Origin of the sequence: Natrarchaeobius chitinivorans (assembly GCF_003841505.1) — an archaeon.
GTDB lineage: Archaea > Halobacteriota > Halobacteria > Halobacteriales > Natrialbaceae > Natrarchaeobius > Natrarchaeobius chitinivorans.
The window spans coordinates 395,879-422,417 of sequence record NZ_REGA01000001.1 but is presented as its reverse complement, the minus strand read 5'-3'; the positions used below and the strand labels follow the sequence as shown (position 1 = coordinate 422,417).

25 protein-coding genes and 1 pseudogene are annotated in these 26,539 nt (G+C 62.0%); 9 read left to right on the top strand and 17 right to left on the bottom strand.

Going from position 1 to position 26,539, the window contains the following annotated elements:
• Window positions 1–170 precede the first annotated feature (170 nt).
• Both EA473_RS02005 and EA473_RS22065 read right to left on the bottom strand, forming a co-directional pair.
• A complete protein-coding gene (locus EA473_RS02005) occupies window positions 171–635 on the bottom strand; it encodes an Hsp20/alpha crystallin family protein (protein WP_124193980.1) in 465 nt (154 codons plus the stop codon).
• 343 nt (window positions 636–978) lie between these two features.
• Window positions 979–1,149, bottom strand: a complete 171-nt coding sequence (locus tag EA473_RS22065; RefSeq protein ID WP_165875176.1) for a DUF7559 family protein — start codon at window positions 1,147–1,149, stop codon at window positions 979–981.
• Between the two features lie 111 nt (window positions 1,150–1,260).
• Here EA473_RS22065 and EA473_RS01995 point away from each other — a divergent pair, with 111 nt between their 5' ends.
• Window positions 1,261–2,988 (top strand): radical SAM protein, encoded by a 1,728-nt coding sequence (locus tag EA473_RS01995; RefSeq protein ID WP_124193979.1) that lies wholly within the window; start codon window positions 1,261–1,263, stop codon window positions 2,986–2,988.
• Window positions 2,989–3,159: 171 nt separating this feature from the next.
• Window positions 3,160–3,567 carry a TRAM domain-containing protein gene (locus EA473_RS01990; protein ID WP_124193978.1) on the top strand — a complete coding sequence of 136 codons (408 nt, stop codon included), beginning with the start codon at window positions 3,160–3,162 and terminating at the stop codon, window positions 3,565–3,567.
• 187 nt (window positions 3,568–3,754) lie between these two features.
• On the opposite strand, the gene EA473_RS01985 is transcribed toward EA473_RS01990, so the two are convergent.
• From EA473_RS01985 to EA473_RS01965, 5 genes are all read right to left on the bottom strand, one after another.
• Window positions 3,755–4,522: a heptaprenylglyceryl phosphate synthase gene (locus EA473_RS01985; protein WP_124193977.1), complete on the bottom strand. Its 768-nt coding sequence runs from the start codon at window positions 4,520–4,522 to the stop codon at window positions 3,755–3,757.
• Window positions 4,523–4,587: 65 nt separating this feature from the next.
• Window positions 4,588–5,310 carry a YkgJ family cysteine cluster protein gene (locus tag EA473_RS01980; protein ID WP_124193976.1) on the bottom strand — a complete coding sequence of 241 codons (723 nt, stop codon included), beginning with the start codon at window positions 5,308–5,310 and terminating at the stop codon, window positions 4,588–4,590.
• A gap of 101 nt (window positions 5,311–5,411) precedes the next feature.
• Complete coding sequence (locus EA473_RS01975; RefSeq protein WP_124193975.1) at window positions 5,412–5,618, bottom strand: hypothetical protein; 207 nt, start codon at window positions 5,616–5,618, stop codon at window positions 5,412–5,414.
• Between the two features lie 2 nt (window positions 5,619–5,620).
• Complete coding sequence (locus tag EA473_RS01970; RefSeq protein ID WP_124193974.1) at window positions 5,621–6,412, bottom strand: Lrp/AsnC family transcriptional regulator; 792 nt, start codon at window positions 6,410–6,412, stop codon at window positions 5,621–5,623.
• Window positions 6,413–6,588: 176 nt separating this feature from the next.
• The gene (locus EA473_RS01965; RefSeq protein WP_124193973.1) at window positions 6,589–7,044 is read right to left on the bottom strand and encodes a universal stress protein; all 456 of its coding nucleotides are present in this window, start codon (window positions 7,042–7,044) and stop codon (window positions 6,589–6,591) included.
• 206 nt (window positions 7,045–7,250) lie between these two features.
• Between EA473_RS01965 and EA473_RS01960 the strand changes: the two genes are divergently transcribed.
• Entirely contained in the window at window positions 7,251–9,599 is a 2,349-nt protein-coding gene (locus EA473_RS01960) for an amino acid permease (protein ID WP_124193972.1), read from the top strand.
• A 60-nt stretch (window positions 9,600–9,659) separates the two neighbouring features.
• Here EA473_RS01960 and trkA read toward each other — a convergent pair whose 3' ends face one another.
• The 3 genes from trkA to EA473_RS01945 form a co-directional block, all read right to left on the bottom strand.
• Complete coding sequence (trkA, locus tag EA473_RS01955) at window positions 9,660–10,994, bottom strand: Trk system potassium transporter TrkA (RefSeq protein WP_124193971.1); 1,335 nt, start codon at window positions 10,992–10,994, stop codon at window positions 9,660–9,662.
• A gap of 332 nt (window positions 10,995–11,326) precedes the next feature.
• The gene (locus EA473_RS01950; protein WP_124193970.1) at window positions 11,327–12,127 is read right to left on the bottom strand and encodes an MBL fold metallo-hydrolase; all 801 of its coding nucleotides are present in this window, start codon (window positions 12,125–12,127) and stop codon (window positions 11,327–11,329) included.
• 139 nt (window positions 12,128–12,266) lie between these two features.
• Window positions 12,267–12,545 (bottom strand): MarR family transcriptional regulator, encoded by a 279-nt coding sequence (locus tag EA473_RS01945; RefSeq protein ID WP_124193969.1) that lies wholly within the window; start codon window positions 12,543–12,545, stop codon window positions 12,267–12,269.
• Window positions 12,546–12,811: 266 nt separating this feature from the next.
• On the opposite strand from EA473_RS01945, the gene EA473_RS01940 reads away from it, so the two are divergent.
• Together EA473_RS01940 and EA473_RS01935 are read left to right on the top strand one after the other, a co-directional pair.
• The gene (locus EA473_RS01940; protein WP_124193968.1) at window positions 12,812–13,519 is read left to right on the top strand and encodes a class I SAM-dependent methyltransferase; all 708 of its coding nucleotides are present in this window, start codon (window positions 12,812–12,814) and stop codon (window positions 13,517–13,519) included.
• Between the two features lie 85 nt (window positions 13,520–13,604).
• Window positions 13,605–14,507, top strand: a complete 903-nt coding sequence (locus EA473_RS01935) for a glycosyltransferase family 2 protein (RefSeq protein WP_124193967.1) — start codon at window positions 13,605–13,607, stop codon at window positions 14,505–14,507.
• Between the two features lie 45 nt (window positions 14,508–14,552).
• Here EA473_RS01935 and EA473_RS01930 read toward each other — a convergent pair whose 3' ends face one another.
• Both EA473_RS01930 and EA473_RS01925 read right to left on the bottom strand, forming a co-directional pair.
• Entirely contained in the window at window positions 14,553–15,515 is a 963-nt protein-coding gene (locus tag EA473_RS01930; protein WP_124193966.1) for a DUF368 domain-containing protein, read from the bottom strand.
• Window positions 15,516–15,696: 181 nt separating this feature from the next.
• Window positions 15,697–16,530, bottom strand: coding sequence for an amidohydrolase family protein (locus EA473_RS01925; protein ID WP_124194081.1), 834 nt, complete (start codon window positions 16,528–16,530; stop codon window positions 15,697–15,699).
• Between the two features lie 189 nt (window positions 16,531–16,719).
• Between EA473_RS01925 and thsA the strand changes: the two genes are divergently transcribed.
• Window positions 16,720–18,261 carry a thermosome subunit alpha gene (thsA, locus tag EA473_RS01920; protein ID WP_124194080.1) on the top strand — a complete coding sequence of 514 codons (1,542 nt, stop codon included), beginning with the start codon at window positions 16,720–16,722 and terminating at the stop codon, window positions 18,259–18,261.
• Window positions 18,262–18,384: 123 nt separating this feature from the next.
• Complete coding sequence (locus tag EA473_RS01915) at window positions 18,385–18,750, top strand: HalOD1 output domain-containing protein (protein WP_124193965.1); 366 nt, start codon at window positions 18,385–18,387, stop codon at window positions 18,748–18,750.
• Between the two features lie 30 nt (window positions 18,751–18,780).
• Here EA473_RS01915 and EA473_RS01910 read toward each other — a convergent pair whose 3' ends face one another.
• On the bottom strand, window positions 18,781–19,626 hold the full coding sequence (locus tag EA473_RS01910; protein ID WP_124193964.1) for an SAM hydrolase/SAM-dependent halogenase family protein: 846 nt from the start codon (window positions 19,624–19,626) through the stop codon (window positions 18,781–18,783).
• Between the two features lie 253 nt (window positions 19,627–19,879).
• Here EA473_RS01910 and EA473_RS01905 point away from each other — a divergent pair.
• Window positions 19,880–20,312 (top strand): annotated as a pseudogene (locus tag EA473_RS01905) (zinc ribbon domain-containing protein); the annotation flags it as partial.
• A 492-nt stretch (window positions 20,313–20,804) separates the two neighbouring features.
• Here the strand turns inward: EA473_RS01905 and EA473_RS01900 are convergent.
• Both EA473_RS01900 and EA473_RS01895 read right to left on the bottom strand, forming a co-directional pair.
• Window positions 20,805–21,596: a hypothetical protein gene (locus tag EA473_RS01900; RefSeq protein WP_124193963.1), complete on the bottom strand. Its 792-nt coding sequence runs from the start codon at window positions 21,594–21,596 to the stop codon at window positions 20,805–20,807.
• Between the two features lie 568 nt (window positions 21,597–22,164).
• A complete protein-coding gene (locus EA473_RS01895) occupies window positions 22,165–22,908 on the bottom strand; it encodes a hypothetical protein (RefSeq protein ID WP_124193962.1) in 744 nt (247 codons plus the stop codon).
• A 374-nt stretch (window positions 22,909–23,282) separates the two neighbouring features.
• On the opposite strand from EA473_RS01895, the gene EA473_RS01890 reads away from it, so the two are divergent.
• Window positions 23,283–23,741, top strand: coding sequence for an ester cyclase (locus EA473_RS01890; protein ID WP_243645169.1), 459 nt, complete (start codon window positions 23,283–23,285; stop codon window positions 23,739–23,741).
• A gap of 218 nt (window positions 23,742–23,959) precedes the next feature.
• Here EA473_RS01890 and EA473_RS01885 read toward each other — a convergent pair whose 3' ends face one another.
• Together EA473_RS01885 and EA473_RS01880 are read right to left on the bottom strand one after the other, a co-directional pair.
• Window positions 23,960–25,372, bottom strand: coding sequence for an NAD(P)-binding protein (locus EA473_RS01885; RefSeq protein WP_124193960.1), 1,413 nt, complete (start codon window positions 25,370–25,372; stop codon window positions 23,960–23,962).
• 504 nt (window positions 25,373–25,876) lie between these two features.
• Window positions 25,877–26,395 carry a nicotinamide-nucleotide adenylyltransferase gene (locus EA473_RS01880; RefSeq protein WP_124193959.1) on the bottom strand — a complete coding sequence of 173 codons (519 nt, stop codon included), beginning with the start codon at window positions 26,393–26,395 and terminating at the stop codon, window positions 25,877–25,879.
• Between the last annotated feature and the right edge of the window lie 144 nt (window positions 26,396–26,539).

The window sequence follows — 26,539 nt, the reverse complement described above, 5'->3', positions numbered from 1 at the left end:
GCCTTCCTACGACAGGCCGACTCATACGGGTTGTTGTCCCAACGTCCCGGGAGGACCGTGACCTGTTTACGATCGACCGGAACAGGCTCATACGGATTGGTGCAACTGTTTACCGGAGCGACCGGGTCCCGTCCCACGGTCGCTCCGGTACTGACTTGCAGTAAACCGTATCAATCGTCGACGGCAACCTCGTCCGCGTCGGATGAGACGGTGGCGACCGCTGGATCAGCCCTCTCGGAGCCCTCGGTCTCGGTCCCGGAGACGTCCTTCGGAATCTCGATGCGAACCGTTCCGCTCTCGGAGAGCGTCGCCGTCCCGGCGTCCGGATCGACGATCGCGTCCGACGGCAACTCGGCTTCGCCGTCGAGGGCCATTCCGCGACCGGGGAATCGCATCCGATATCCGTCTCGAAACTCACGAAACCGTTCGATTCGAATCTTCACGTTACCATCGAGATACCTCACCTGGACGTCGTCCGGTTCCGTCCCGGGAGCGTCGAAGACGACGAGATACGCGGATTCGCCCTCGAGGACGTCGACGGAAAGCGATCGATAGCGCTGAACGTGGCCGTTCGCGCGACCGATCTGTCGGTAGAGCGCGTCGCCGACCGACGTCCCGATATCCTCGAGGCTCACCCGTGTTCACCTCCGGCGAGGGCGGCTGGGGTCGTCGTTCGGTTATGCCGGCGAGCGAAAGTGGGGCTAGATGCGGGGATCATCGTCGGATGGAGAGCTACGAGGCCCTCCTTCTTATTGGTTTTGATGAATGGAAATAAATGTCTGACGGTGACTACCGACGGTCGCACCGTCTCGAACGGGACGAAGTACTATAGTAGCCACTGAACGTCATTGCACACCCGATCGCCGATCGTCTGGCGATCGGTGTGTACACCGTTTCATACGGATTACTGTAACTGTGTACCGGCGCACCCGCCGCCCGGGTCGCGGGTGCGCCGGCAATGACTTACAGTAAACCGTATCAGTTGTTACTATACAGCTCGACTGGCTCGAGACAGTCGACACCACCACAGACCGGACAGGAAAGCTGTGACACGTCGAAGTCGTCGGGGACGTCGTACGTGTAGTGGTTTTCGAACAGGTCGAGAAAGCAGTCGTCGTCGGTACAGAGAACCTCCTCTGTCGGTGGCATAGCGGACGCGACGGTCGCGAGGCATATCAACGCTGGGCGTCTCCGGCGGATATCTCCGACGTCGATTCGGATGTAGTCACCGTTTTACCCCTCGAGGCGCTACCTCGGGACATGACTGACCCCGAGACGCTGTCGGTGACGATCGTCGACGGCTACGTGGACGAGCCAGCCCACTTCGGGGTGCCGCCGTACGTCTCGACGTATCCCCGATACACGGCGGGAGCGCTCGTGGACGCGGGCGTTCCGCGAGAGGGGATTACGTATCATACGATCGACGGACTTCGCGAGGAACCCGACCGGTGGCAGGACGTCGATACGGCGGATCTCGCGATCTACCTCGGTGGAATGACCGTCCCCGGAAAGTACGTCGGCGGGACGCCCGCCGAACCCGACGAAGTACGAAAGATCGCCTGGACGGCGACCGGGACGACGCTCATGGGCGGCCCCGTCAAGTTCGGCGTCGGCGAGGAAAACGCCGGCGCGACCGAGACCGAGCGACAGGATCTGGATTTCGATTTCGTCGCGAAAGGCGACGTCGAGGCGGCGGTGTACGATCTCGTCGAAAGCGGTCTCGAAGGGTTCAACGATCGGATGCGCGACGTCGAGGAAGTTTCGCGATGGGCGCGCGACGGTGCGTTCGTCGTCGAACACCACCCGAACCACCCCGACTACCTCATCTGCGAACTCGAGACGTCGCGTGGCTGTGCCTACCGGTGTTCGTTCTGTACGGAGCCGCTGTATGGCAATCCGTCGTTTCGACCGCCCGAGACCGTCGTCGACGAGGTCGACGCGCTCGCAGATCACGGCGTCAAACACTTCCGAATCGGCCGGCAGGCCGACATCCTCGCCTACGGCGGCGATGGTGAAGCGCCGAATCCGGCGGCCCTTCGGGAACTGTACGGCGGCATCCGCGAGGTAGCACCCGACCTCGAGACGCTGCATCTGGACAATATGAATCCCATCACGGTCGTCAACTGGCCCGAGAAGAGCCGGGAGGGGATTCGGATCATCGCCGAGCACAACACGGCCGGCGACACTGCTGCGTTCGGCCTCGAGTCCGCGGATCCGGTCGTCCAGGAGGAGAACAACCTGAACGTCAGCGCCGAGGAGTGTTTCGAGGCGGTCAGGATCGTCAACGAGGAGGCTGGCTGGCGACCCGGAGAAGAGCCAGGAACCGGTCCGACGTTCGGCGAGGACGCGACGCGCCGACTGCCGAAGCTATTGCCCGGCATCAACCTGTTGCACGGACTCAAGGGTGAACGCGAGGAGACCTACGAACGGAATCGCGAGTTCCTCCGTCGGGTCTACGACGAGGGCTACCTGCTCCGTCGGGTCAACATCCGACAGGTGATGTCGTTCGCCGGTACGGAGATGTCCGATACGGGAGCCGAGATCGCGAACGATCACAAAGACCTCTTCAAACGGTACAAGCGTCGGGTTCGCGAGGAGATCGACAACCCGATGCTCGAGCGGGTCGCCCCGCCGGGCACCGTCCTTCCGGACGTTCACCTCGAGTACCACCAGGACGGTCGGACCTTCGGGCGGCAACTCGGAACCTACCCGCTGTTGGTCGGGATTCCAGGCGAACGACCGCTCGACGAGACGACCGACGTCGCGATCGTCGATCACGGCTACCGATCCGTCACCGGTGTCCCGTACCCACTCGACCTCAACGACGCATCGATCGACGAACTCACGGCGATCCCGGGAATCGGCGACCGGACCGCCGGCGATATCGTCGTCGGCCGACCGTACGAGTCCGTTTCGGACGCCGATCTCGACCTCGATGTCGACGTATCGCGGTTCGCGACGGTCCGGCGACTCGAGCGGGCGGATTGATACGCACTGGTGGGACCGTAGACGGGTCACGAGCCCACCGAAAACGACGTACGATTGTCCGTCTTGCCGGCTCGAGGGGGCCATCGAGGCCGGACAAATTGTGAAATCGACGTCGTTCGGTCGGTAGTTCTATTACGGAGGGGGATAAGAGAAGATATTGAGGGTATACCTGTGGAAATATCTGAAAAACTCCTGTGTCTGTTCAGTACGGAGGTTTCAGCGGAGGAGGACCGGTACGTCATCGAGGTACCACGTCAAGAGATCGAAACCGGCGACATCGATCCGGAAGAGGTCTACCGCGTCGCACTCATCTCTCGTGCGGAGGAATCTGGCGACGAGACGACGCCATCGACGAAACCCCAGAGTGCGCCGTCGGAACCGCAGCCGCCGGTCGACGTCGGCGAAACGCGCTACGTCGAAATCGAGGACATCGGCAAACAGGGCGACGGAATCGCCCGCGTCGAACGGGGCTACGTCATCATCGTCCCCGGAGCCGAGGTCGGCGAACGCGTCAAGATCGAAGTCACCGAAGTCAAGTCCAACTTCGCGGTCGGCGAAATCATCGAAGAAACGTTTTAGAGCCAACGGGATTTCTCGAGTCCACACGTGAGAACGTCGCGTGGACTCGAGTGATGGTCCCGTCAGAACGGCTGGGTGCACATCGCGCACCCGGAACGAACGTCCGAAAGCGCGACGTATACCGTCGAGCGACCAATCTCGAGTCGGTCACGTCGGTCTCACAACACGCCAACCGATCCGTGAACCGTCACCGATCTGGAATCGTCTCCCGGAACGTCTCGGGATCGTCGTGGAAACAGTCGCCGACGACGACCGCGTCCGCGCCGGCGTCGAGAACCGCGCTCGCTTTCTCACCGCTGTCGATTCCGCCGCCGTACAGCAGCGTCGTCTCCTCGATGTATCTCGACGCGGCTTCGACGTCCCGGGTCCCGCCGTACGTTCCGGAGTACTCGACGTAAAAGACCGGAAAGCCGTAGAACGTCTCCGTCGCGAGCGCCGCGCCGGCGACCTGCTCGGGCGTGTACGTCGTTTCGACGCCCGCACGCGTCGCCGCAGTCGACTCGAGGTTCTGGACGACGTATCCCTCGCCGAATATCTTCGACGCGAGGTCGGAGACGACGTCGACGCCTTTCGATTCGACGAAACCGCCGACGCCCGGAACGCTCGAGCCGGTGATTTCGTCCGGCTTTCGGCCGATTTCGGTAAAGAGGTCGACGTGCTTGCCGACGAAGTGTTCGCGGTCGCCGTTGTAGACGGCCGCCACCGCGAGGGCGTCGACGGCGTCGATCGTCTCCGTCGAGACGTGCGTCGAGCTATTCGGCTCCTGACACACCGGGACGTCCGGCCGATAAGCGTCGATTTCGCGGACCGCCTCGAGCGTGTTGGCCTCCGTAACGCCGTCTGACCCGCCAACGAGGATCAGATCTGTGCCCTCGAGTACCGTGAGATCCGGCGGGAGGTCTTTCGCCGGATCGACTTTCGTCACGTGTGTGACTGTCTCCCAGTCGATCGTCATGGTCGGTGTTCGACGACGGGGCTCAACTTCCTATCGATCCGTGTCGGCAAGCGCCGCATCTCGACTCACGTTCGGTCGACGCCCGTCTCGAGTGGCGTCCCGTCGACCCGTTTCGCCCCTTCGGAGTCGTGGACGACGACCTCGCCCGGATCGGGGTCGGCGGGTTCGTACGCATCGCGGACGGCGATCGCTTCCTCGAGTTCGCGGATCGCTCGCTCTTTTAATGCGGTCGCGAGTTCCTCCGCCTCGTCGCGCTCGATTTCCCGCCCCAGTCCTTCGCACTCGTGGGCGCGGACGACACCCGCTTCGTCGACGGCCTCACCCATCGGCTGGCTGGTTCCCGCGAGCGCCACGCTGAACGGGTAGGTACGACAGATCAGCGGTCGATCCGCGTGGACGGTACAGGCCCCGACGCCCGCGTCGTCTTCCTCGTAAAAGCTGCAATCCCCGCAGCCGTCGGTCTGAAGCGCCCACTCGAAGGTCTCGCCCTCGAGACCGCCAGCGCCCTCGGAGAGTCCGTACGGCATCGGCCGTGCGACGTCCCGCCAGTCGCGGTCGGTCGACGACTCGGACGCCGATTGCGCCTCACTTTCCGGGGATTCGCCGCCCTCGCCGGTGAGTTCACGAACTTCGTCCGGGAAGACGGTCGCGGTGTGTTCGCCGTCGTCTTCGCCGGTACAGCAGGCCCCACAGCGGGTACAATCGAACCCGATCGATTCGATCGAATCGGCGAGGGTGGCGACCGAAAGCGAACGCGCCGTCTCGAGTTCGGCCTCGAGCGATTTCACAGGCGGAGTACCGTCCCCGAGGGCAAAAGGGGGTCGGTCCGTTCGCGGGTACGACGGGTAGTCGCAGCCTTCGCCTACGGTCCCATCGTCTTCGCCTTCGGTTAGCTATCGTCGCTTTCGTCTTCGGTTTCGCCGGTCCCGGTGGGGAACTCGTAGGTCGCGATTTCCGTCGAGTCACAGACCGGACACTGCTCGACGCTCTCTTCGAACTTCGATCCGCAGTGTCGACACTCGTGAAGCACCGCGTCGTCGGTCGGTGCCCCGTCTTCTCGCTGGAGAAATTCTGGAAAGAGTCTATCGACTGGCATCGTTACTCCGTGTGTCGGGACGTGGCCTCGCCGTCCGGAATCTGAAAGCCTTCGAGTGCGGGCTCGTCGGTTCCGTCGGGCGAGAACACCGTCACGACGTCGTGTGGCCGGATCTCGGTGTCGCCGTGTGGCGTGATCACGGCATCGTCGCGTTCGATCGCGACGACCAGCGCTTCCCCCTCCAGCGTTCCGTCCGCCGCGGCCTCCTCGAGCGTGCGCCCGGCGATCGGTGCCTCGTCGTAGACCGTTACCTCGACGATGTCCGCGCCGCCGGTGAGGCTGATGTAGTCGGCGAGCGGCTCGAGTCGACGGCCGTCGGCCGGTCCGTACGGGGTGTACGGAAAGTGGTGTTCGTTCTGGAGGAGAAACTCGTCTTCGATCTCGACGTCTAAGTTCTCGAGTTCGCGCCCGATGCGCCGCAGGTCGGACGTGTCGGTGCCGACGGCGAGCACGTGGAGGTTCATCCGGCCGCCCATCAGTTCGCGGACGTTGATGACGCCCGGAATCGTCCCGATCCGGCGGGCGACGCCCTCGACGTCGCCGAACGGCGCGTGACACAAGAATAGGTTCATCAGCGAGCCGTCGGCGTGCTCGAAGTCGACGGTCGCGTGGTAGCCTTCGATGATGCCGTGTTCCTCGAGTTGTGCGATCCGATTTCGGATCGTCGCCCCGGAGACGCTCACCTCCTCGGCGATCGCCGGAGCCGACGTGTTCCGGGCGTCGGCCATCAGCGCGTAGACGATCCGCCGATCGATCTCGTCGAGCCGATAGCTTCCACCGGTCCCATCGCCCATATCGTGACTGCCGATCCCGGAATATATAGTTGTGGTGCTTCTACTTTCGCAACTGTCGGCCAGGATTTTTCCGGATCGAAAGCGCCGGCGAACAGCGGCTCGCGAGACACAGTGCTCGAGGCGGGTCGAACTTCGGGCCGCTCACAGAAATGCGAAGAGAAAGCCTACGACTTCAGTCACGGGTTACTGACGTCCGGAAGAACGATCACTGGAACTCGATCCGCTCTGACGAGGCGTCTGGTTTTGTTTCCGGTGAGAAGTTGGGCGACTCTGCCACTCGGACGGGGTGTAAACGCGATTGCTGTCGCATCGAACTCCGCCGCAGCCTCGAGGATTTCCTCGATGACGTCCGTTCCGTATCGCAGTTCGGTTTCGATCTCGAACTCGTCGAGAACGTCCTCGGCGACAGCGAACGTTTCGTCGGCCTGATTTTGTCGCGCCTCGAGCGGTGCCTTATCGGGTGCACCACCTCCTTTCTCGATGACGTGGACGAGTTTGATGCGCGCCTCCTCGTCTACGTACTCCGCGAATCCGCGACAGGTGGACTCTGCGTCGTCTTCGTTTGCAACGGGGACGATTACTCGGTCGAGAATCCCGTCGCGTCCTCCACCGGTGTCGTTTTGCTTGTCCATACTCGTTTGTATTCGGTTCAGTCATATAGTCTTAACTGGAGTTTCTAATCAAAAACTACACCCCATTTAATTTCGGATGTCGTAATACAGTCGGAGGTATTATATATAGGACTGCAATATCCGGTCGGTATGAACCGTCGAAGTCACCGGATCGTCCTTCGTCGTGTCCTCACGTGCGACCGCTCCGTCATCGGGGTCGATTCACCGTGACCGGACGAGACGCCGAACTCGCCCGCGATCTCGGATTCCTCGAGGCGTACACGCTCGGCCTGGGGACGATGATCGGCGCGGGAATCTTCGTCCTTCCCGGCATCGTCGCCGAGAGTGCGGGGCCAGCGAGCATGATCTCGTTTTCCATCGGCGGCATCGTCGCGCTGTTAGCGGCGCTTTCGCTGTCGGAACTCGCGACCGGCATGCCGAAAGCAGGCGGGAGCTACTACTACGTCAATCACGCGCTCGGCAGCTTCTTCGGGACGATCATCGGCTTCGGTATGTGGGCCGGGCTGATGTTCGCGACGGCGTTTTACATGCTCGGTTTCGGCCAGTACCTGCTGAATCTCCCCTCCGACGCGGCCGCCGTGATCCTCGCGGGTCTCGTCATGTCGGCCATCCTCGTGGCTATCAACTACCGCGGCGTCAAGGAGACCGGATCGCTGCAAAACGTCATCGTCATCTTTCTCGTCGCGTTGATTCTCGTCTTCATTGCCGTCGGGTTGTTCGCCATCGATCCCGATCTCTTGCGGCCGTTTACGGCCGACGGCGGCTGGCCGGCCGTCGGCGCGACCGCCGGAACCGTCTTCGTCACGTTCATCGGCTTCGAGGTAATCGCGACGAGCGCGGAGGAAATCGAGGATCCCGGACGCAACCTCCCGCTGTCGATGATCGCGGCGGTCGTCACGCCGACGATTCTCTACGTCTTCGTCATGCTCGTAAGCACAGGAACCCTCGAGATACCCACGCTCGCGGACTCCGACGTACCGGTCGCGGACGTCGCGGAGGCGACCGCGGGAATGTTCGGCTCGCTGTCGGTCGGACCGTACGCACTCGAGTTCGCGGCGATCGGTTCGACGATCATGATCGTCGGCGCGGTCCTGGCGACGATCTCCTCGGCGAACGCGTCGATCCTCTCGGCCGCCCGGGTCAACTTCGCGATGGGACGCGATAAGATCCTCACGAACTGGCTCAACGAAATTCACGAGCGGTACCGGACGCCGTACCGCGCGATTCTCGCGACCGGGCTCGTCATCCTGGCGCTCGTCGCGAGTCCGCTCCCGATCGACACGCTCGCGGACGTCGCGAGTTTCATGTTCCTCATCACCTACGCGCTCGTCCACGTCGCCGTGATCGTGCTCCGGCGGGCGGAACCCGACGGCTACGAACCGGACTTTCGAATCCCATCCGGCCTGTACCCGGTCGTTCCAGTGCTCGGTTTTCTCGCCTGTCTCGCCGTCATGGTCCAGATGGGGGAGGCCGATGTCGTCTTCTCGATCGGCGAGTCGACGGTTTCGCTCGCTCCGCTTTCGTGGGTGCAGCTGATCGGACTCGTCATCATCGCCCTCAGCATCGGCTGGTACGTCTTCTACGCGAAGGAGCGAGCGATTTCGACGACCTTGATCGGCGAGGCCGTCGCACCGTCCGAACCCGCGTCGATCGACGAGGACGTCTACCGCGTCGTCGTTCCGGTCTCGAACCCCGAGACCCAGCGCCCCCTCATCAGGTACGCGGCCGCGAGCGCGGCAAGCGTTGCAAGCGGTGACGACGACGTCGAACTCGTCGCAGTCAACGTGATCGAGGTTCCGCCCCAGACGTCGCCGGCACAGATCGAACTCGAGGAGGAGCGAGTCGAACGACAGCGTGACCTCCTCGAGAGCGCTCGCGGCGTCGCCGACGAGCTCGACGTTCCGCTCCGAACGCGGGCGATCGTGGGTCGAAACGCGGGCGTGACGTTGCTGTCGGTACTCGAGGAAGAGTACGCCGACCACGTGTTGCTCGGCTGGCAGGGCGAACGTCGCCGACGGGACGTCCTGTTCGGCTCGACGATCGATCCGCTCCTCGAGCGGGCTCCCTGTGAAGTGACGCTGGTCAAGGACCCGACCGAGTCGCCCGGGGATATCGTCACCCTCGCTGGGAGCGGACCGCACGCACCCGTCTCGGCGCGCCGCGCCGGCGAACTCGGTCGTACGTTCCCGGAGAGTTCGGTGACGCTGCTGAACGTTCAGTCGAAGCCGGAAGACGGCGACGGGGTCGACGTAGAGAGCATCGGCCGGGACACGATCGACGCCGTAGCGACGGACGCCGGACTCGCGCGAGACGACTACGAATCGCAGGTGGTCGTCACCGAGGGGGACGTTCGGGAAGCCCTTCTCGAAGAGATCACGGCGTACGAGACGGTTTGTGTCGGCGCGACGGGAACGAGCACGGTCGCGCAGGCGCTGTACGGATCGATCCCGCAACGAATCGTCACCGAGAGCGACGGAACGGTACTGATGGCCCGCGGCGAACAGCGCACGCCACGGACGTTCAGACAGGCTCTCATCCAGCGCCTCGAGAGATGACGGATTCGGCGACCCGACAGCATCGGGGATAGAAATAACGTGACACAGGAACCAGCGACGTCAGATGGCTGCCGTGACCTCGTCGAGAAGACACGTCTCGGTGAACAGTACGACGTGATCGCCCGGCTGGATTTCGGTCTCCCCCCGCGGGATGACGAACTCCCCCGACCGGGAAATCGCACCGATAACGACGCCGTCCGGAAAGTCCGCCATCGCTTCGGCGATCGTGCGGCCGACGAGTGCACTTCCCGCTTCGATTTCGATCTCGAGCACCTCCGCGAGGTCGTGTTCGAGCATGGCGATCTTCTCGGTCTGATCGGCGCGGGTAAACCGAATGATCTCCTCGGCGGTTTCCTCGCGGGGACTGATCGCGACGTCGACGCCGACGGTTTCGAACAGGTCCGCAAACTCGACCGTATCGATCACCGCAACGGTCCGATCGACGCCGATTTTCCGCGCCAGCAGCGAGACCAGCAGGTTGCGTTCGTCGCTGTCGAGCGCCGCGATCACGATGTCGGCTTCGTCGACGTGTTCGCGCTCGAGAAAGCCCATATCGGTCGCGTCGCTCTCCCAGACGGAGGTGTTCGGAAGCGCTTCGGCGATCTCTCGTGCCCGATCGTGATCTTTCTCGATCAGGTCCGGGTGATAGCCGTGTTCTTCGAAGACCCGGGCGGTCTGGAAGCCGATCTCGCTGCCGCCGATGATGACGACGTCGTCGATCTCTTCGCGCTGTGGCGTGACGATGTCGGTCGCGAACTGTTTGACCGAACTGGTAGAGCCGATGACCACGACGCGATCGGTCGGTTTCATCACCGTGTGCCCGCGCGGAATGATCAGTTCGTCGTCCCGAAAGACCGCGGCGAAGGTGAGCGAATCGTACCGATCGGCGGCCTGGACGGTCTGGTTCGCGATCGGACTCTCCGGGCTGATCTCGAACTCGGCCATCCGGACGAGCCCGCCGATAAACGTGTTCACGTCGTGAGCGCCGGGGAACCCGGAGATACGGAAGATTGCCTCCGCCGTCAGGAGATCCGAACTCACCATGAAGTCGACGCCGTAGGCCTCGCCTGACCCCTGCCAGGTCGTGAGGAACCTGTGGTGTTTGACGCGGGCGATCGTAAACACGTCTCCGACCGTCTTTGCGGTTCCACAGGCGACGATGTTCGTCTCGTCGCCGTCGGTCGACGCGATCAGCAACTCCGCCCGCTCGATTCCGGCCTCTTCGAGGACCGCGAGATCCGTCCCGTCGCCCTGGATAACCATCGCGTCGAGCGAATAGGTGAGCTCGTCTACCGTTTCGCCGTCGCGTTCGACGACGACCACGTCATGGGTCGCCTCGAGATCGGTGGCGATCGAGCGGCCGACTTCGCCCGCCCCGATAATGATCACGCGCATCGACATCCCTCACGATTCATTCCCGTTACGATCACGTACGAACGACGAAATGCGTTACGAAGCAACCTTTCTCCGCACCCGATCGGACGTCGGTCGGTGATGTGGGTAGGCCGACTCGAGGTCGGTTCGGTGCTCGCGGTGTTCGTCAGCGAACTCGAGCGAAACCGGGTTCGGTCGGTACGATCGCTACGAATCGGCGTTCGGAGGGGACCGTAACCGGCAACGATTGGGTCGCTCACTACCGGCCCGCTGCAGTTCGTTCGACGGACCGATCGGGTATGGTGTGGACGTCACCGACCCGGACGCTGTATCGATCGCTTCGGGAGCGGGGGTCACCCTGAACCGGTTCCAGCCGACGTCCTCGCGTGCCGACCGTCCCACTCGAGACGCCCTTCGACGTCGAGTTTCTCGAGGTGGGCGACGGTCGTCGCCCGCGCGAGGTCGCGGACGCCGCTCAGATCCTTCTCGTACGCCGCTTCGAGGATTTCCTCGAGCGTCGTCGCGCCCTCCTCCGTGGCCTCGAGGATCCGGCGCTCGCGCTCGTATCGGTGAGACAGCAGTCGCTCGAGGGTCGCTCGCGGCGTTTCGATGGCAGGACCGTGACCGGGATACAGCGTCGGGGGATCTATCGCCCACAGTCGTCTAACTGACGTTACGTACGCGCGCATATCACCCTCGGGCGATCCCACGACGACGCTGCCGTCCCGGACGGCACAGTCGCCACAGAGGATCGGTCCCTCCCGTCCGGCCTCGAACGAGACGTGATCGGGGGCGTGTCCGGGCGTCTCGAGGACGCGAACGCGCCCGCCGCCGAGTGCGAGCGTGGTTCCCCGAGAGAGGACTCGATCGGGCGATCGACCCGTCGCCTCGCGAAACCGGTCGGTTCGCCCGGCTCTCGCCCAGACGGTCGCGCCCGTCTCGGCGGCGTAGGCTTCGACAGCGCCGACGTGATCCGGATGAGTGTGGCTCACGAGAAGGTGTTCGACCCCGCGTTCGGCGACGAGCGCGTCCAGTTCGTCCGTTCGTGCCCCGGGATCGACGAGCGCCGCGGGACCGTCGCCGAGGAGGTACGCGTTCGTCGTCCCACCCGGTGCGCGGGTCGGAACCCGAACGGGATGGCGAGTGACGTCCATACGCTGGGATGTATACTGCCCGGACAAAACTGTTCGCCGCTCGAGTGTGGTTCGATCGTCCGCGAACGGGGCAACGACCACCGGTAACACGTTAGAACGATCCGTATGACTCGATTACCGGGAGAGCGGATGGCTCCGACTACTGCCTGAGGAAGTAGACCTGCTTGCGCGCGTCGCGAAAGCTGTACCGCGAGCCGACGAGGTCGACGTCCTCGAGACGGTTGAGTGCGTACCGAACGGTCCGATCCGGGAGCAGCGATTCTTCGACGAGTTGTCCCTGCGAGAGCGGTGAATCGGATTCGAGGACCTTGGCCACGAGTTTTGCACTCGGTGGCAACTCGCGGAGACGCTCCCGGTATTCGTCCTCCGGGAGTGGTTCTTCCGCGGCACCGATGCGATCTTTGGGTGTCGTGCTCATACTCGTACTGGCTGGAACCACCGATGGTAAAGCTTCCCTATATGTTGGTACAAACAATCCAGTTTGTATAAGGGGTACATATGTTCTATTAACACAAATGCGAAAGCCGCGTAGGAACCGATCTGGGCCGCGAAGACGGCGATCGATGACCGAGTCGGTGGCTACTCGACATGTGAGGGTCGTGGCGTTCGCCCGAAGCGAGTCCGGATCGCCTCGAGTCGACTCCAGTATCGTTTTATCCTCGCACTCCTGTAGTTGTGGCCAGTGTGAAAGGACAGGAGTGGTACCAGGCCGACGACGTCGCCGAGGAGTACGACGACAAGCGTTTCTCGCGCGGTGGTCAGCTGATCGACCGTCGCGAGAAGGAGGCGGTTCTCGAGGCGATAACCCCCGTCGAGGACCGGAAGATCCTCGAAATCGCCTGTGGTACCGGGCGATTTACGGTGATGATCGCCGAGCAAGGTGCGGACGTCGTCGGACTGGACATCTCGGCGCAGATGTTGCAACAGGGACGATCGAAATCGAAGCGTTCGGAACAGGCGGAATCTCTCGAGTTCCTGCGAGGCGATGCGGGACGGTTACCGTTTCCAGACGATCACTTCGATACGGTCATCGCGATGCGATTTTTCCACCTCGCAGACGACCCGGAGGCGTTCCTGCGAGAGATGCGTCGCGTCTCGCGCGAACAGATCGTCTTCGACACGTTCAACCGATTTAGCGCCCGGAGCGTCTACAACTGGGCGCTGCCGATGGGATCGCGGCTGTACTCGAAAAGCGAGGTCACGACGCTGCTCGCAAAGACCGATCTGACGCTGGTCGACGTCGAGGACGACTTCCTCGTCCCCTACGGTGCGTATCGCTCGATCCCGAACGCGCTTGCATCCCCGATCCGATCGCTCGATACGGCAATCGGTGGTCGTCCGATCACCGACCACTTCGCGTCGGTGTCGTACTGGAACACGCGCCTTCGGTAACCGGCACGCGTGGCTTCTGGGGGGTAGTCCCGTTCGTCGGGGGAACCCGTCTTCTTTTTACGGTTCGGTGAGTTTAGTACATAGCATGGAGCTCTCGGTAGTGGTCTCGACGTTGAACGACCGGGAGCAGTTACTGTCCTGTCTCGACGCACTCTCCGAACGGACGCCGCAGTCGACGGAGGTAATCGTCGTCAACGGCCCCTCTTCGGACGGAACGACCGGAGTGGTCCGCGAACGCTCCGACGTCGACGTTCTCGTCGAGATTTCGGAACGGAACCCGAACGTCTCTCGAAACGCCGGACTCGGGGTCGCTACCGGCGACGCTGTCGCCTTTCTCGACGGCGAGTACACCGTCGAGCCGAGCTGGTACGAGTCTATCGAGCGGTCGCTCGGGGCCGAGTCGGACGTCGTCACCGGCCCGATTACCGGCGAGAAGCCACTCGGTCGCGACCCTCACGCGACCCGAACCGTCGCCGGACGACGCGTCCAGCCGTTCGATGCGGGCAACGTCGCGTTCGATCGGACCGTCCTCTCGGCATTAGACGGCTTCGACGAGTACCTCGAGACCGGCGGCGCACGCGACTGCGCACACCGCGTGGCGGGTCTCGGCTTCGACACCGAATGGACCGCAGAGATGGCCGCCCGGAGCGAGTTCGGGGCGGACGGGGGGACGCCCGAACCCGACTGGGGGGAAGCCTACCGGTCGCTCTCGTACCGACTCGCGAAAAACTACGGGGTGCGGCCGACCCTCCTCGCGCGGACGGGCCTGCGTGCGCTCCGTGACGGAATATCCGGCGCTCGACGGGTCGTCGCCGGCGACGTAACGCCGACGGACTGGTTTTCCGACGGTCTCGCCGTCGTCAGAAACGCCGTCGGTGGTCTCCACGACGGACTGCGCGCACGGTATACCGACCGTTCGGCGCGTCGGAATCCGAACGGCCTGTCGGTCAGACACGACCGGGCGGTCAGGATGTACGACCGACGGTAGCCGGGTACGCTCGGCCGACCCGTCGTCGCTCTCGACTCATACGGATTACTCGGGATCGAATCCGCCGGCGAGCAGATCGAGGGCGAAGAGGACGACCGCACCGACCACCGCCCAGGCGGCCGTGAGGCCGATCACGTCGGCCGTCCAGACGTGAGATTCGGCGATATTGTAAAGCGGTGCGGGGGTCGAGCCCGCGATGAGGCCGACGAGAAAGAGCAGTGTCAGGTCTCGACGCCGCTTCAGGGCCCGTCGGACGACTCTGGCGATCGTCAACAGACCGACGAAGCCACCGACGACGAACAGGACGACGGTCGTTCCCGGCTCGAGAGCGGCGTCGATCGTTCCGCCGCCGGAAACGAGACGGCGGAGGGCCTCGAGGAACGCGGTCAGTTCCGCCGAGAGGAACCTGTACTGTCCGATCAGGATCAGAATCAACGCTCCCGAGACGCCGGGCAAGATCATGGCGCTTATCGCCAGCGCTCCGGAGAGCAAGATCAGACCCGGGCCGCTCCCGGGAAGCTGGATCACGTTGCTCGCGACGAGCAACGCGAGTGCGGTACCGGTCCCAGCCGCGAGGAGGTGCTCGCGCGACGAGAACTCGAGGCTTCGGAAGAGGACGATCGCCGAGGCGGCGATCAGACCGGTGAAAAAGCCGTAGAGGGCGACGGGGTGTGACTCCGCAAGCGCCGTGACGGTGCCCGCGATCAGGGCGACCGCGGTGACCATACCGACGCCGAGGGGCAACAGGAATCCGAGGTCCATCTCGAGGAGCGCTTCCCGCGCTCCGTCTCGACGGTCCGGATCGTATCCACGGAAAACGGCACCGACGCGGCCGGGGGTAAGCGCGGTGATGGCTGCGATGAGTCGTCCGTAAAAGCCGAGCAAGAGGGCGACGGTTCCGCCGGAGACGCCGGGGAGGGCGTCGGCCGTCCCCATACAGAGGCCGTAGCCGTAGATCCGAACCATCTCGAGTCGGTCGGCGGTCCACTGTGCCAGATTATATCCCATGTTCGTCTACTCCTCGTTCGTTCGACGGGTCGGGCCGAGTGAGATGGGCCGTCGGTCTCGGGTGCATATGTACACGTTACGGCGGACTGGTATAAACGACACCGTTCGCTGCACCGTTCGAAAGCTATCGGTTTCGAGGCCGGTTTTCGTGGCTCTCGACCGGCGATTCGGGGGGACTCGATCACTGTCGCAGTTCCGCCTGGGGGGAGAGGGCGTCGACGACCCGGCAGGCGTTCTTCGAGAACGCCCGCCAGAGTTTGTCCTCGGAGACGTCGAGCGTGAGGATCTCCATCAGCGCGACGTCGGGATGGCAGGCGGGTGCGCCGCTGCCGAAGAGGACGCGATCGGGGTGTTCGAGTAACGCTCGCTCGAGCAGGTCGCGGTGTCTGACGAAACTCGTCTCGAGATAACAGTCGTCGTACTCCTCTAGGAGATCGATCATCTCGTTCATCAGCGACCTGTCGAGGGGGTATCCGCCGAAGTGGGCGACGACGACCGGAAACGAGTTGCCAAGCAGGGTATCGGCGAGCGCGGTCGGCGGTGCGTCGACGCCGCCGCGGACGATCAGCGGCAGGTCGACGTCTTCGAGGACCGAAAGCACGTCCTCGTCCGGATAGTCGTCGACCGTCGGGTCGAGAACGAAGCCGTGAAACCGGTCGTCGTACGCGTATCGCTCGACGTCGCCCGGTGTCGTATGAAACTCCTTGCGGCGGCTAACGGCGTTGTGGAGTCGCCCCGCAGTGTTTCGCTCCGGCCGTTTCGTCCCGTTGATTCGGGCGAACGCGACGAACGGCCGGTCGACGCTGTGACGGGCCACACCGTTGTTCGGCGCGACGTAGCTTTTCTCGGCTTCCGCCGGGGGGAAGACGACCGATCTGGTGATTCCTGCCTGATGCATCTCCCGCTCGAGTCTGTCGGGTGAGATAGTCGGCCGGTGTGTCACCCCCTCGTTCCCGCCTGGCGTGAGTCGAGCGTAGACGTCGACGACCCGAAACCCGTGTTCCAGCTCCAGCATCCCATCGACACGTAACGCGTCGATCCATATTGTGCTACCGGCTTCGATTTCGCCCATTCGTGCCGGTCGTTCGCACAGCAATCGCCAGACGGAGTAGCATCGGTAGGGAAACACTTATATAGAAGTGCTGACGACATTGTTAGTGAGGATTCAACGATGGCACAACAGCGTCGCATGGGCGGACAGCCTATGTTCATTCTGAGCGAGGATAGCCAGCGAACGCAGGGCCGAGACGCCCAGTCGTCGAACATCATGGCCGGCAAGGCCGTCGCCGAATCGGTACGGACGACGCTCGGGCCACGGGGAATGGATAAGATGCTCGTCGACTCGGGTGGCGAGGTCGTCATCACGAACGACGGAGCGACCATCTTAAACGAGATGGATATCGAGCATCCTGCGGCCCAGATGATCGTCGAAGTCGCCGAGACCCAGGAAGAAGAAGTCGGCGACGGAACGACGACTGCAGCCGTTATCGCCGGCAATCTTCTCGGCGAGGCCGAGGATCTGATCGAGCAGGACGTCCACGCGACGACGATCGTCGAGGGCTATCACGAGGCCGCAGAGATCGCACTCGAGGCGATCGACGAACAGGTCGGTGAAGCAGACGTCGACGACGAAATCCTGAAACAGGTCGCCGAATCGAGCATGACCGGCAAGGGGACAGGCGGACTCACCGCCGAATCGCTCGCCGAGACGGTCGTCGAAGCCGTCCGACACGTCGACGACGACGGCGTCAACCGGGACAACGTCGGCGTTCACACCCAGATCGGTGCCTCCTCGAACGCGACGGAACTCGTTCCGGGCATCGTCATCGACGAAGAGCCCGCACACGACGAGATGCCAGGTCAGGTCGAGGACGCTTCCATCGCGGTCCTCGACGTCGAACTCGAGGTCCAGACCGGCGACGTCGACGCCGAGTACGCGATCGACTCGATCGATCAGCTGAACGCAGCGATCGACGCCGAAGAGAGCGAACTGCAGGGCTACGCCGAAGCGATCGCCGAGAGCGGGGCCGACGTCGTCTTCACCACCGAAGACGTCGCCGACCGCGTCAGCACGGCCCTCGCCGGCGAGGGTGTTCTCGTCTTCGAGGGGCTCAAAAGCTCCGACGCGAAAGACGTCATCTCCGCGACGGGCGCTCGCCGCGTCGGCGCGCTCGACGACCTCGAGGAAGACGACTTCGGCCACGCCGAGCGCATCCGAATCGAGAACTTCGGCGACGACGATCTCGCGTTCATCGAAGGCGGTGCGGCCGCCGAAGCGGTCACCGTCTTCGTCCGCGGTGGCACCGAACACGTCGTCGACGAACTCGAGCGAGCGATCGGCGACGCGCTGGACGTCGTTGCAACCGCACTCGACTCCGGCGAGGTCGTCCCCGGTGCCGGCGCAACCGAAATCGCGATCGCAGACAGGATCCGCCAGGAAGCGGCCGGAATCGAGGGCCGCAAACAGCTCGCGGTGACGTCGTTCGCCGACGCACTCGACATCGTTCCCCGAACGCTCGCCGCCAACACCGGCCAGGACCCCATCGACTCGCTCGTCGACCTTCGTGCCGCCCACGAGTCCGAGGGCCGTGCTGGTCTGATCACCGACGGTGAGACGGTTACGATCGCCGATCCGTTCGAGTACGGGGTCGTCGATCCCGCCGACGTCAAGCGCGAAGCCGTCGAGAGCGCGACCGAAGCCGCGACGATGATCGTCCGCATCGACGACGTCATCGCCGCCGAGTAAGCGTTCGACGTTCGTTTTTCACCCGCTCGTCGCCGGTCGGTTCTGTCGTCCACTCTGTCCGTCTCACAGCAGTGTCTGTCGGCCAGTAATGTTATATGTTAACACATGTAATTACCGAACGTGATGTCCGGGAAATCACTACCAGATCGGTTGACACCGGTCGACGATACCGCCGGACGGACGGTCTACTACGATGACGACCGGAGAACGTACCACACGTGGTGTGCCGACGACGATTACGAACCGGTCAGCGCCGCGCTGATCGACGCCGTGTCGGTCGTCGTCGACACCGACCCGCTGGAACTGGAGTCACTCTCGAGATGCATCGATCCGGATGCGTTGAACGCGTTGATCGATAGCTGGCGGACCGGGCGATCCGACTCCGGTGACGGTTCGATTACGTTCACGTTCTCCGAGTGTCGCGTGACCGTCTGGGCAGACGGCGAACTCGTAATCGATCCCGGACACGGTCGGCTCACCCGTGCCTGACCTGCGGTGGATGGATCGACGTCACTCGATTCACGATCTCTCGGCCTCGAGATCGACCCGGTCCCCGACTTCGAGGCCGAACGCCTCGTCCCCGCGACCGTGATTGACGTCGAGTTCGACGTAGCCGTGGCTGCCGACGGTCGCGAGTCGGTCGCCCTCGGGGACGGACCCGAACGTCTCGCCGATCGGAACGGCCTCGCCGTTCGCCACGAGTCGCCTCCGGCCGGCGAGGAACTCGCCGGGAACGTTCGTGATCACGTTTCCGAAGCCGTCGACGACGAGGACTTCGCCACGGGCACGGTCGTCGTCGACTGTCGCCTCCGGAAGCCGGCGATCGACGTACTCGGCGGCCGGTTCGAGAAACGGGACCGACTCGAGCGCCCCCGGGTCGGCCTCGTGGACGGCCGCCGCCGCGGGTGCGAACACGTCCCGTCCGTGAAACGTGTTACTCGCGGGGCCGTCGTCGTCGGTTTCGTTGCCCGCGGCTGTGTCTGCTCGACCAGGTCGTCTCGTCTCGCCGGTCGGTTCGACCGACTCGAGTCGGGATTCGTCGATACCGTACGCGTCGATCCCATCGGGGGCGAGACGACGGGCGGCGGGGACGAGGACGCCGTTGTCCGGCCCGACGAGGACGTGGTCGCCGGCGCGGACGACGAGCGCATCGCGGTCGGTTCCGACGCCGGGATCGACGACGACGAGGTGGGTCGCGGGCGGAAAGTACGGGAGTACCTCCCGGAGCCAGAAGGCGGCGGTTCGGACGTCCTGTCTCGGGAAATCGTGTGCGACGTCGACCAGTCGTGTCTCCGTTCGTCGGAGGATGACTCCTTTCATCGCTGCGGGATACGGGGTGTCGAAGTCTGAGGCGAGCGTGATCACGTTCGGCCGTACGGATCGCGTGACCTTACGGTCTGCTGTACGGTATAGTAGCCACTGGAAGTCAATGCACACCTGATCGCACGATGGGTACGCGGTTCGGAGCGTACGGAGTGAGCGAGAACCGCGGAACGACGAGCGGGGAACGAAGTGACCCGTGAGCGACCGAAGGGAGCGAGAACCGCGGAACAGCGAACGGGGAGGAACGACCCGTGAGCTGTGCGACCAGTGTGTGAATTATTCCAGTTGTTACGGAAGGATGAACGAGAAAACGCACAACTTCTGGGCGTTCAAGAAGTTCATCCAGCGTCTCGCGTGTGTCTGTGAGGAGTACGGAATCTCTCTCGAAGCCGAGTCGGAAGCATGGACGAGTCAGACGTGTCCCGAGTGTGGCGACCACGCCGAGACGGTTCGCCACGGAGATACGCTGACGTGCCCATGCGGATTCGAGGGGCATGCCGACCTCACGGCGTTCGCAAGACGCGACGCGTCTTGCGTGCCCACGAGAACCTTCGGTTCTCGGGACGTCAGAGACGTTCCTTCGAGAAAACAGCGATACGGAAGTCAGGCCGATGGCACGGCCCGTGCGATTCGAGTGGGACGACCACGATTGGTCGGGGAAACCACACCCTCACGAAAGTCCCAAAGAAGTGCGCACAAACCCGCAAGTTGCCTCCGTGGGTCGGTAGCCGAACCCCCAACGGAGGAACCCTCGCGCTTTAGCCCGGGAAGGATGTCAATATATCTGCAGTTGGTAGCGCAGTTTTTCATCCAGGACTGAACCTGAAATTGTAATGGACGGTTCGATAACTACGCGTGCCAACCTTTTGCGCTGCGCTCCCTCGCATCCGCTCGGTCGCTCGGCAAAACGTTGATGAAAAGCACTCCTCTCTCCCCTACGGGTCGGTCGTCGGCCCGCTCGCTCCCTTCGGTCGCTCGCGGTGAGTGCATACTGCTCCGCCTGTATGCAGCACGCTCTTTCTGACATCCATTCGGTAGTTCGGTTAGCTGTTGCTGAATAGAAGGCGCGAATGTGACACGGACTGAAAGCTGACCTGAGAAAGTAGCGACCGGTCAACACAGGAGAAGCGGTCTTTGTTCAAATGGGGAATATCATCTTCTCCCAACTCCTACAGTAACGTCCACAACTGATCAGTGGACGAGAACAACTGAGTGAAATCTCAAACAGGATTGATGCTGAAACCGATGATTCCCCACTCCGCATCGAGTTCGCCGTTCCAAGTCATCTCGACGGTTTCGTCGCCGTCGGCCGTGCTGGAAGCCAAGATGTGCCCGTCGCTGTCCATCCCCCCAATCCACTGCTTCGTCTGTTCGGGCCCGGGTTCGGTCGTAACGTCGTCAACGTCTTCGGCACTGACCATCATATCCATCACCGCAGCGTTTTCCGCGCTCGCGACGGTCACGTTCGGATCGCCGTCGCCGCCGTGATCGACAGCTGTCTCGCTGATCGGATCGGTCTGATCGACGTTGCCGAACGTGAGCGCCCCGGCGGCGACCTCACTATCTTCCGCCCACTCGATCGAAACTTCGTAGTCACCGACGGCCGGATCCACGAGGTACCACACGCTCCCGCGGGGATCGTCGTCACCGTCCGCTCGGACATCTGCCAGTTTCTCGAGTTGATCTCCCCCGTAGCTGATCGACTCGACGATTCCATTGTTGCCGTCCGAGTTTCCGGCCGTAACGACAAGCACGCGATTCGGACCGTCTTCGGTTTCGTGATCGAACGACAACGAATCGGCGTCGTCGGTCGCCGTGCTCGCAGATCCGAGAACCGTTACCGCCGTCGGTTCTGCGTTTTCGACGGTAACGTCGGCTTCGTTTGATTTGGTCGCCGCTAAGCCTTCCTCAGGGACGGAGACGCGTAGCATCACCCCTAACGTCCGCGTTCGCGTCTCGCCATCTACTTCAGCTTCGAAGTCCTCAAGACGAATTTCGTCGTGATCAGTCACATCAACCGGGAGGTCCGTTCCGAAGACATCGTGCCAAGTGAGTTCCAGCGACCCACTCGTTGCTGACAGCTGGTACGTATCTTCGGCTAACGTCTCCCACTCAGTCGGCCCTACTGTAGCCCCTCCGTCCCATTCATCCCCGTCATCGGTTCCCCGAACATCGATCTCGAATTCGAGTTCACAGTTGGGATCGTTGAATCCCTCGTAATTCACGAGTAGCGTATCGTCCTCGCGGTCGTCACTGTCGCCAAACCGGATAGCTGTGACGCTTCCATCGGCAGTTTTAATCTGCGCTCCCCGCACGAGCCAGCTTTCTTCCCCGACTGCGACAACTGGTCGACTGGTCGAGAGAATCGCGCCGATCCCAACCGATCCACAAATAAGACCAGCTACTCCCGCGCCAAACGTTCGCCGGGCAATGCCTGTCGATTTGGGGCTCATCCTCTGACTTCCTCAAGCTTCGCAATAACTGGCCTCCCTCGTAACAAGTATGGTGTTAGCTGGATTCTGTCCCCCAATTCCAGTTCAGACGTTAACGTTTCTGATCGGGCACAGAAAGCGGTCATCTTTACTCACTTACTTCTTCATCTGAATCGAGTTCAAAAGTCCCTTGGCCGCCAACCTCGATCTTCGCCGCTTCGTTTGTAACCGTAATCGTGGCTTTAGCTGTCTTGCTATCCCCGAGGGCGTCATCATTCGGTCCGTGATCCCCGTCTTCCTCGTTAATCCATACTTCCACCTCAACCGATAGCTCGCGTTCTCGTGTGTCATCATCTTCATCTTCCGAGAAATCAGCAGTAACGTCAATTTCAGTGTGGTCGTCTACGTCAACCGGTTGGTCTTCCCCGAACACATCCTCCCAAGTGTAGTCGTCCGAGCCGTTCGTGTTGTCGAGGTTGACACCCGGCTCGGCGCTCGCCAGTTGTTCGTAATCGGTCACCGAGGTAACGGTATCGCCGGTCCAATCACCGCCATCCCCTCCGTCGGTTCCTTGAATCAGGATTCGAAAGTTCACATCGTGGTCGTTGTCGTTCAGTCCTGACCATTCGAGGTGCAGTTCATCATCTTCGTCTCCTGTATCCCCGAAGGTCAATTTGTCAACACTCCCGTCGTGGGCGGTGATTTCTGCTCCTTCAGCAGCCCATTCCTCGTGTCCTTCTGAAGCGAGCGCTGGTTGCGAACCAAAGTACGTATATGCTCCTGCTGATCCAAGACCAGCTGTTATGAGTGCTGCTGATCTAATTGCCGACCGTCGTGTCAGTCCCCCGCTTTTTTCATCACTTTCATTGGTTTCTTCTGAACTGAAACCCATACCATGTCTGGTATGTCATATCCTTTAAGTACCCGTCCACAACCTTTCTTTTCGCTTTGTTTACTGTGTGTTATCCCAACCATTATACGAGTGTAAAGTGATGGGAATTTAGATGGTAGCTAAGCGGATCTACTGATTAGTTGGTTTAGGAAATAATGCTCAAGAAGAGTGGGCTCAGCGTGGCGCATCTATTCTCTGAATGTTGCACTCGCTTTCTGCCAGCTACTGGATAGATAGAACGAGACGTGCAAGATACAGGGTGCGTATCGGTCACGTTTTCTCTCGAATTGCCCCCTCGTGTTCACCGTCTGCAGATTTTTCAGCAGATGACGTTACGTTGCCAAGTCACAAAGGGAATTAGGGAGATACAGTCTATGGCAGAATCCTCGACACATGAAACGAACAAAGAGATCGTCTCACGCTGGTGGTCTGAGTACTGGGATAAACTGAACCCCGACATCGTTGACGAACTCGCCGAAGACGGCATCAGGTGGTACTACCCGCTGGTAGGTGAGGTACGAGGGCGTGAGGAAGTCAAGAAACGCATTATTGCATACAAGGAGCGGTTCCCGGAAGGGGGGTTTGAGCTTACCGACGAACTGATCGCCGATGGCGACCGCGTGGTCGCCCTCTGGGAGGGAGGTGGAACGCACACCGGCCGCTCTTGGGAGCTTCCACTAGGCAGCCTCCCTGAGGCTTCCGGTGAGAGGGCACAGTATACGGGCACGACAGTATTCACTGTCCAAGACGGCAAAATCACCGAAGAGTATGGGCAGGCTGACTACCTCGGGGTGATGCAACAGCTCGGTCTCATTGACCCAGAGACCGACTAATGCTGTCCATCTTCGTTTATTTCGATGACGGCGAATTGAGCGAACGACAAGATATGAATACGTTCTCTGATACGGTTTACTGGTACGTCATTGCCGGCGCACCCGCGACCCGGGCGGCAGGTGCGCCGGTACACAGGGACAGTAATCCGTATGAGTCGGTCACGTCATTTCTGATAAAAATCGGATTGTTGGGGACAAGCAGGTCCTCGAAAAACCGTTCAGGCGGTCGAAAGCTCGGCGGGTTCCCAGAGCCGCTCGAGGTTGGAAATCGCCGATTCTTGGTACTCAGCGATCCGCTCGAGGGCGTCCTGCATGCGTGGGTCCTCGAGGTGTTCGTTCATTCCTCGTGTATAGCTGAGTCGACATCTTTGTCGCCAGTCCTCGATGTCGGGTTCTTCCTGCCACGCGACGAGGGCCCGTTGCATGACGAGGGTTTGGCCGACGAACTTCTCCGCGTCGCCGAGCCCGGGGTTGGGCGGGCACAACCGGTTTTTCTCCGCGTCGTCGTTGCGGTTCGCCTCGACGTAGGCAGTGATGGCAGGGCTGAATGGAATGGTTCCGGGAGCTATGATATACTGAATAGTGATCCGGTCGGGGGCGAAGATCGGCCGCGCCGGAGAGGTACCGACACCGGGGGCGGTGCAGTCAACGTGCACGTGCTGTGGGTCGGTAGGCACGGTCCCGTCGTCGAGCACGATGCGGTCGGCCTCTAGACGCTGAACGTATCCGTTGCGGATGACGGTATGGATCCGGCGTAGGTCGTCGCGTTCATCCTGGCTGAGGGTCGCCCCACGTAAGGTTTCGGGTTCGACCTCGGGGTCGAGCGGGATCAGCACCTCGTTGGCTTCGAGTCGTCGGAAAAAGTCGGGGACGTCCTCGGCCTCCGCGGCAGCTTCCGTCCACAGCGAGAACGACTCCATGACTAACGGCACGTGCTCCAGGGGTTCAAAATTGCGCCGGGGGAAGGTCCAGGGGTCGCGGGGTCGAATCCACCGGATATCCTCCGGTGGAACGCCTCGGTTGAGCAGCCAGCCGCAGGTATCCATGGACGTCTTCCCTGCACCGATGACGGTGAACCCGTCGGCTGGGTTGGTGAGGTCGACGAGTTCGTTGGGGGTGACCAGCCGCACGTCCGTATCAACGTCGAACGGCGGTGTGTGGGTCGCGGGGATGGACGATTCCACGTAGGTGGCGTCCACGACCCGGCGCCGGACCTTCACCTCGGTCATCTCTCCGGTCAGCCGCGACTCGAACCGATGGTGGCACCCATCGGGACCGATGTAGTTGGACATGCCGAAAAACCGGACTTGTCCCGGGCCGACCAGGTCCTTCTCGAGCACGCGGCGATAGTAGTCGCAAATCTCCGCGCCGGTCGCCCGCTCGTAGAATCCGGCGTTGGGGCCGACCTCGTCGACCTCGTCGTTGCCGAGTTGCCGCGAGTTGACCCCGTAGACCGCAGACGGATTGTGCAGCCGTACGAACGGATAGGCGTCGTTCCAGTGGCCACCCGGATTCGCCCGCCGGTCTACCATCACGACATTGGCATCGGACTCGTCGATCAACGTGTCCGTAAACGCCATCCCCGACGCCCCGGCACCCACCACCAGGTAATCCGTCTCAAGCGTCTCCACGTCGAACCACCCCGGTTGTCAGACGCTCAGTGCGATCGCTCCCGGAAGAACCCCTCGTGATCTGTCTCTCTTCGGTTTCGAACTGATCACTATCGTCTGTCATTTGTTGGCTGACCTATGCGACATAGCCACATATAGCCACTCTGTGACTGATCTGCAAGAGTTGTGCAATCTGCAGGGGTTGAGTAGGAATTACCTGGTGTGAGCGATTGGTTGGTGAAAAATACGAACCTGAATTTTAGCGTTTGGGAGTGCAATTACTTTCACCGACTACTATAGTAGCCACTGCACGTCATCCCACATCTGATCGCCAGACTGATCGGCGATGGGTGTGTACATCGTTACAGTTGTTACTGTGTCTTTCTGGTGGGACCCCGAACCAGGTGGCGGCCCCGCCGGTAAACCATTATAGCAGTTCGTACAATACCGACCACCCTCGAGTTCGTCGTCGGTACCACCATCCTCGAGTTCGTCGTACCAGCGGACGTCGACGGGCCGATCCGCCTACTCGCCGTTCGAATCCGTCCCGCTGACCATCTGGATGCGTTCGATGCCGTCGATTTCGTCGACGACTTCGACGACCGCCTCGGGGACGAGCGACTCCCAGTCGCCGTCGTTTATCATCCGTTCGCGAACCTCGGCACCCTCGAGGACGTCGCGGTTGAACATCGGCGACTGGCGGATCTCGATGTCGGCTTCCCGAAAGAGCTGGATGACGAGCGGGTTGTTCGAGTAGGCGACGTCGAAGTCCGGGCTCATGCTCTGGACGTGACTCACCCACACCGAGTTTCGCTCGAGGTCTTCGATCGGAACCGCGTACGTGACGAGGTCGGTGTCGACGAGCGATTTAGTGATCATCATGATCCGTTCGCCGGCGGTAAACGGATTTCTGACGGTGTGCGAGTCGTCGGCGCTCCCGATTCCGAGGACGAGCTCGTCGACGTCGTCGGCGATCCGGGAAACCATGTTCCGGTGGCCGTTGTGAAACGGCTGAAACCGACCGATGTAGAACCCCCGTGTCATGTCGAAACCTGGTGGACCGTCACGCTTAAGAGTGGCGAGTCTCGGCCGTGCTGGCCGATCGAACTCCGCGTAGGCAGTTCCTACGGCCCCCGGCTATAGTAACAACTGCACCGATTTCTACACCCATCGACGATCCGTCCGGCG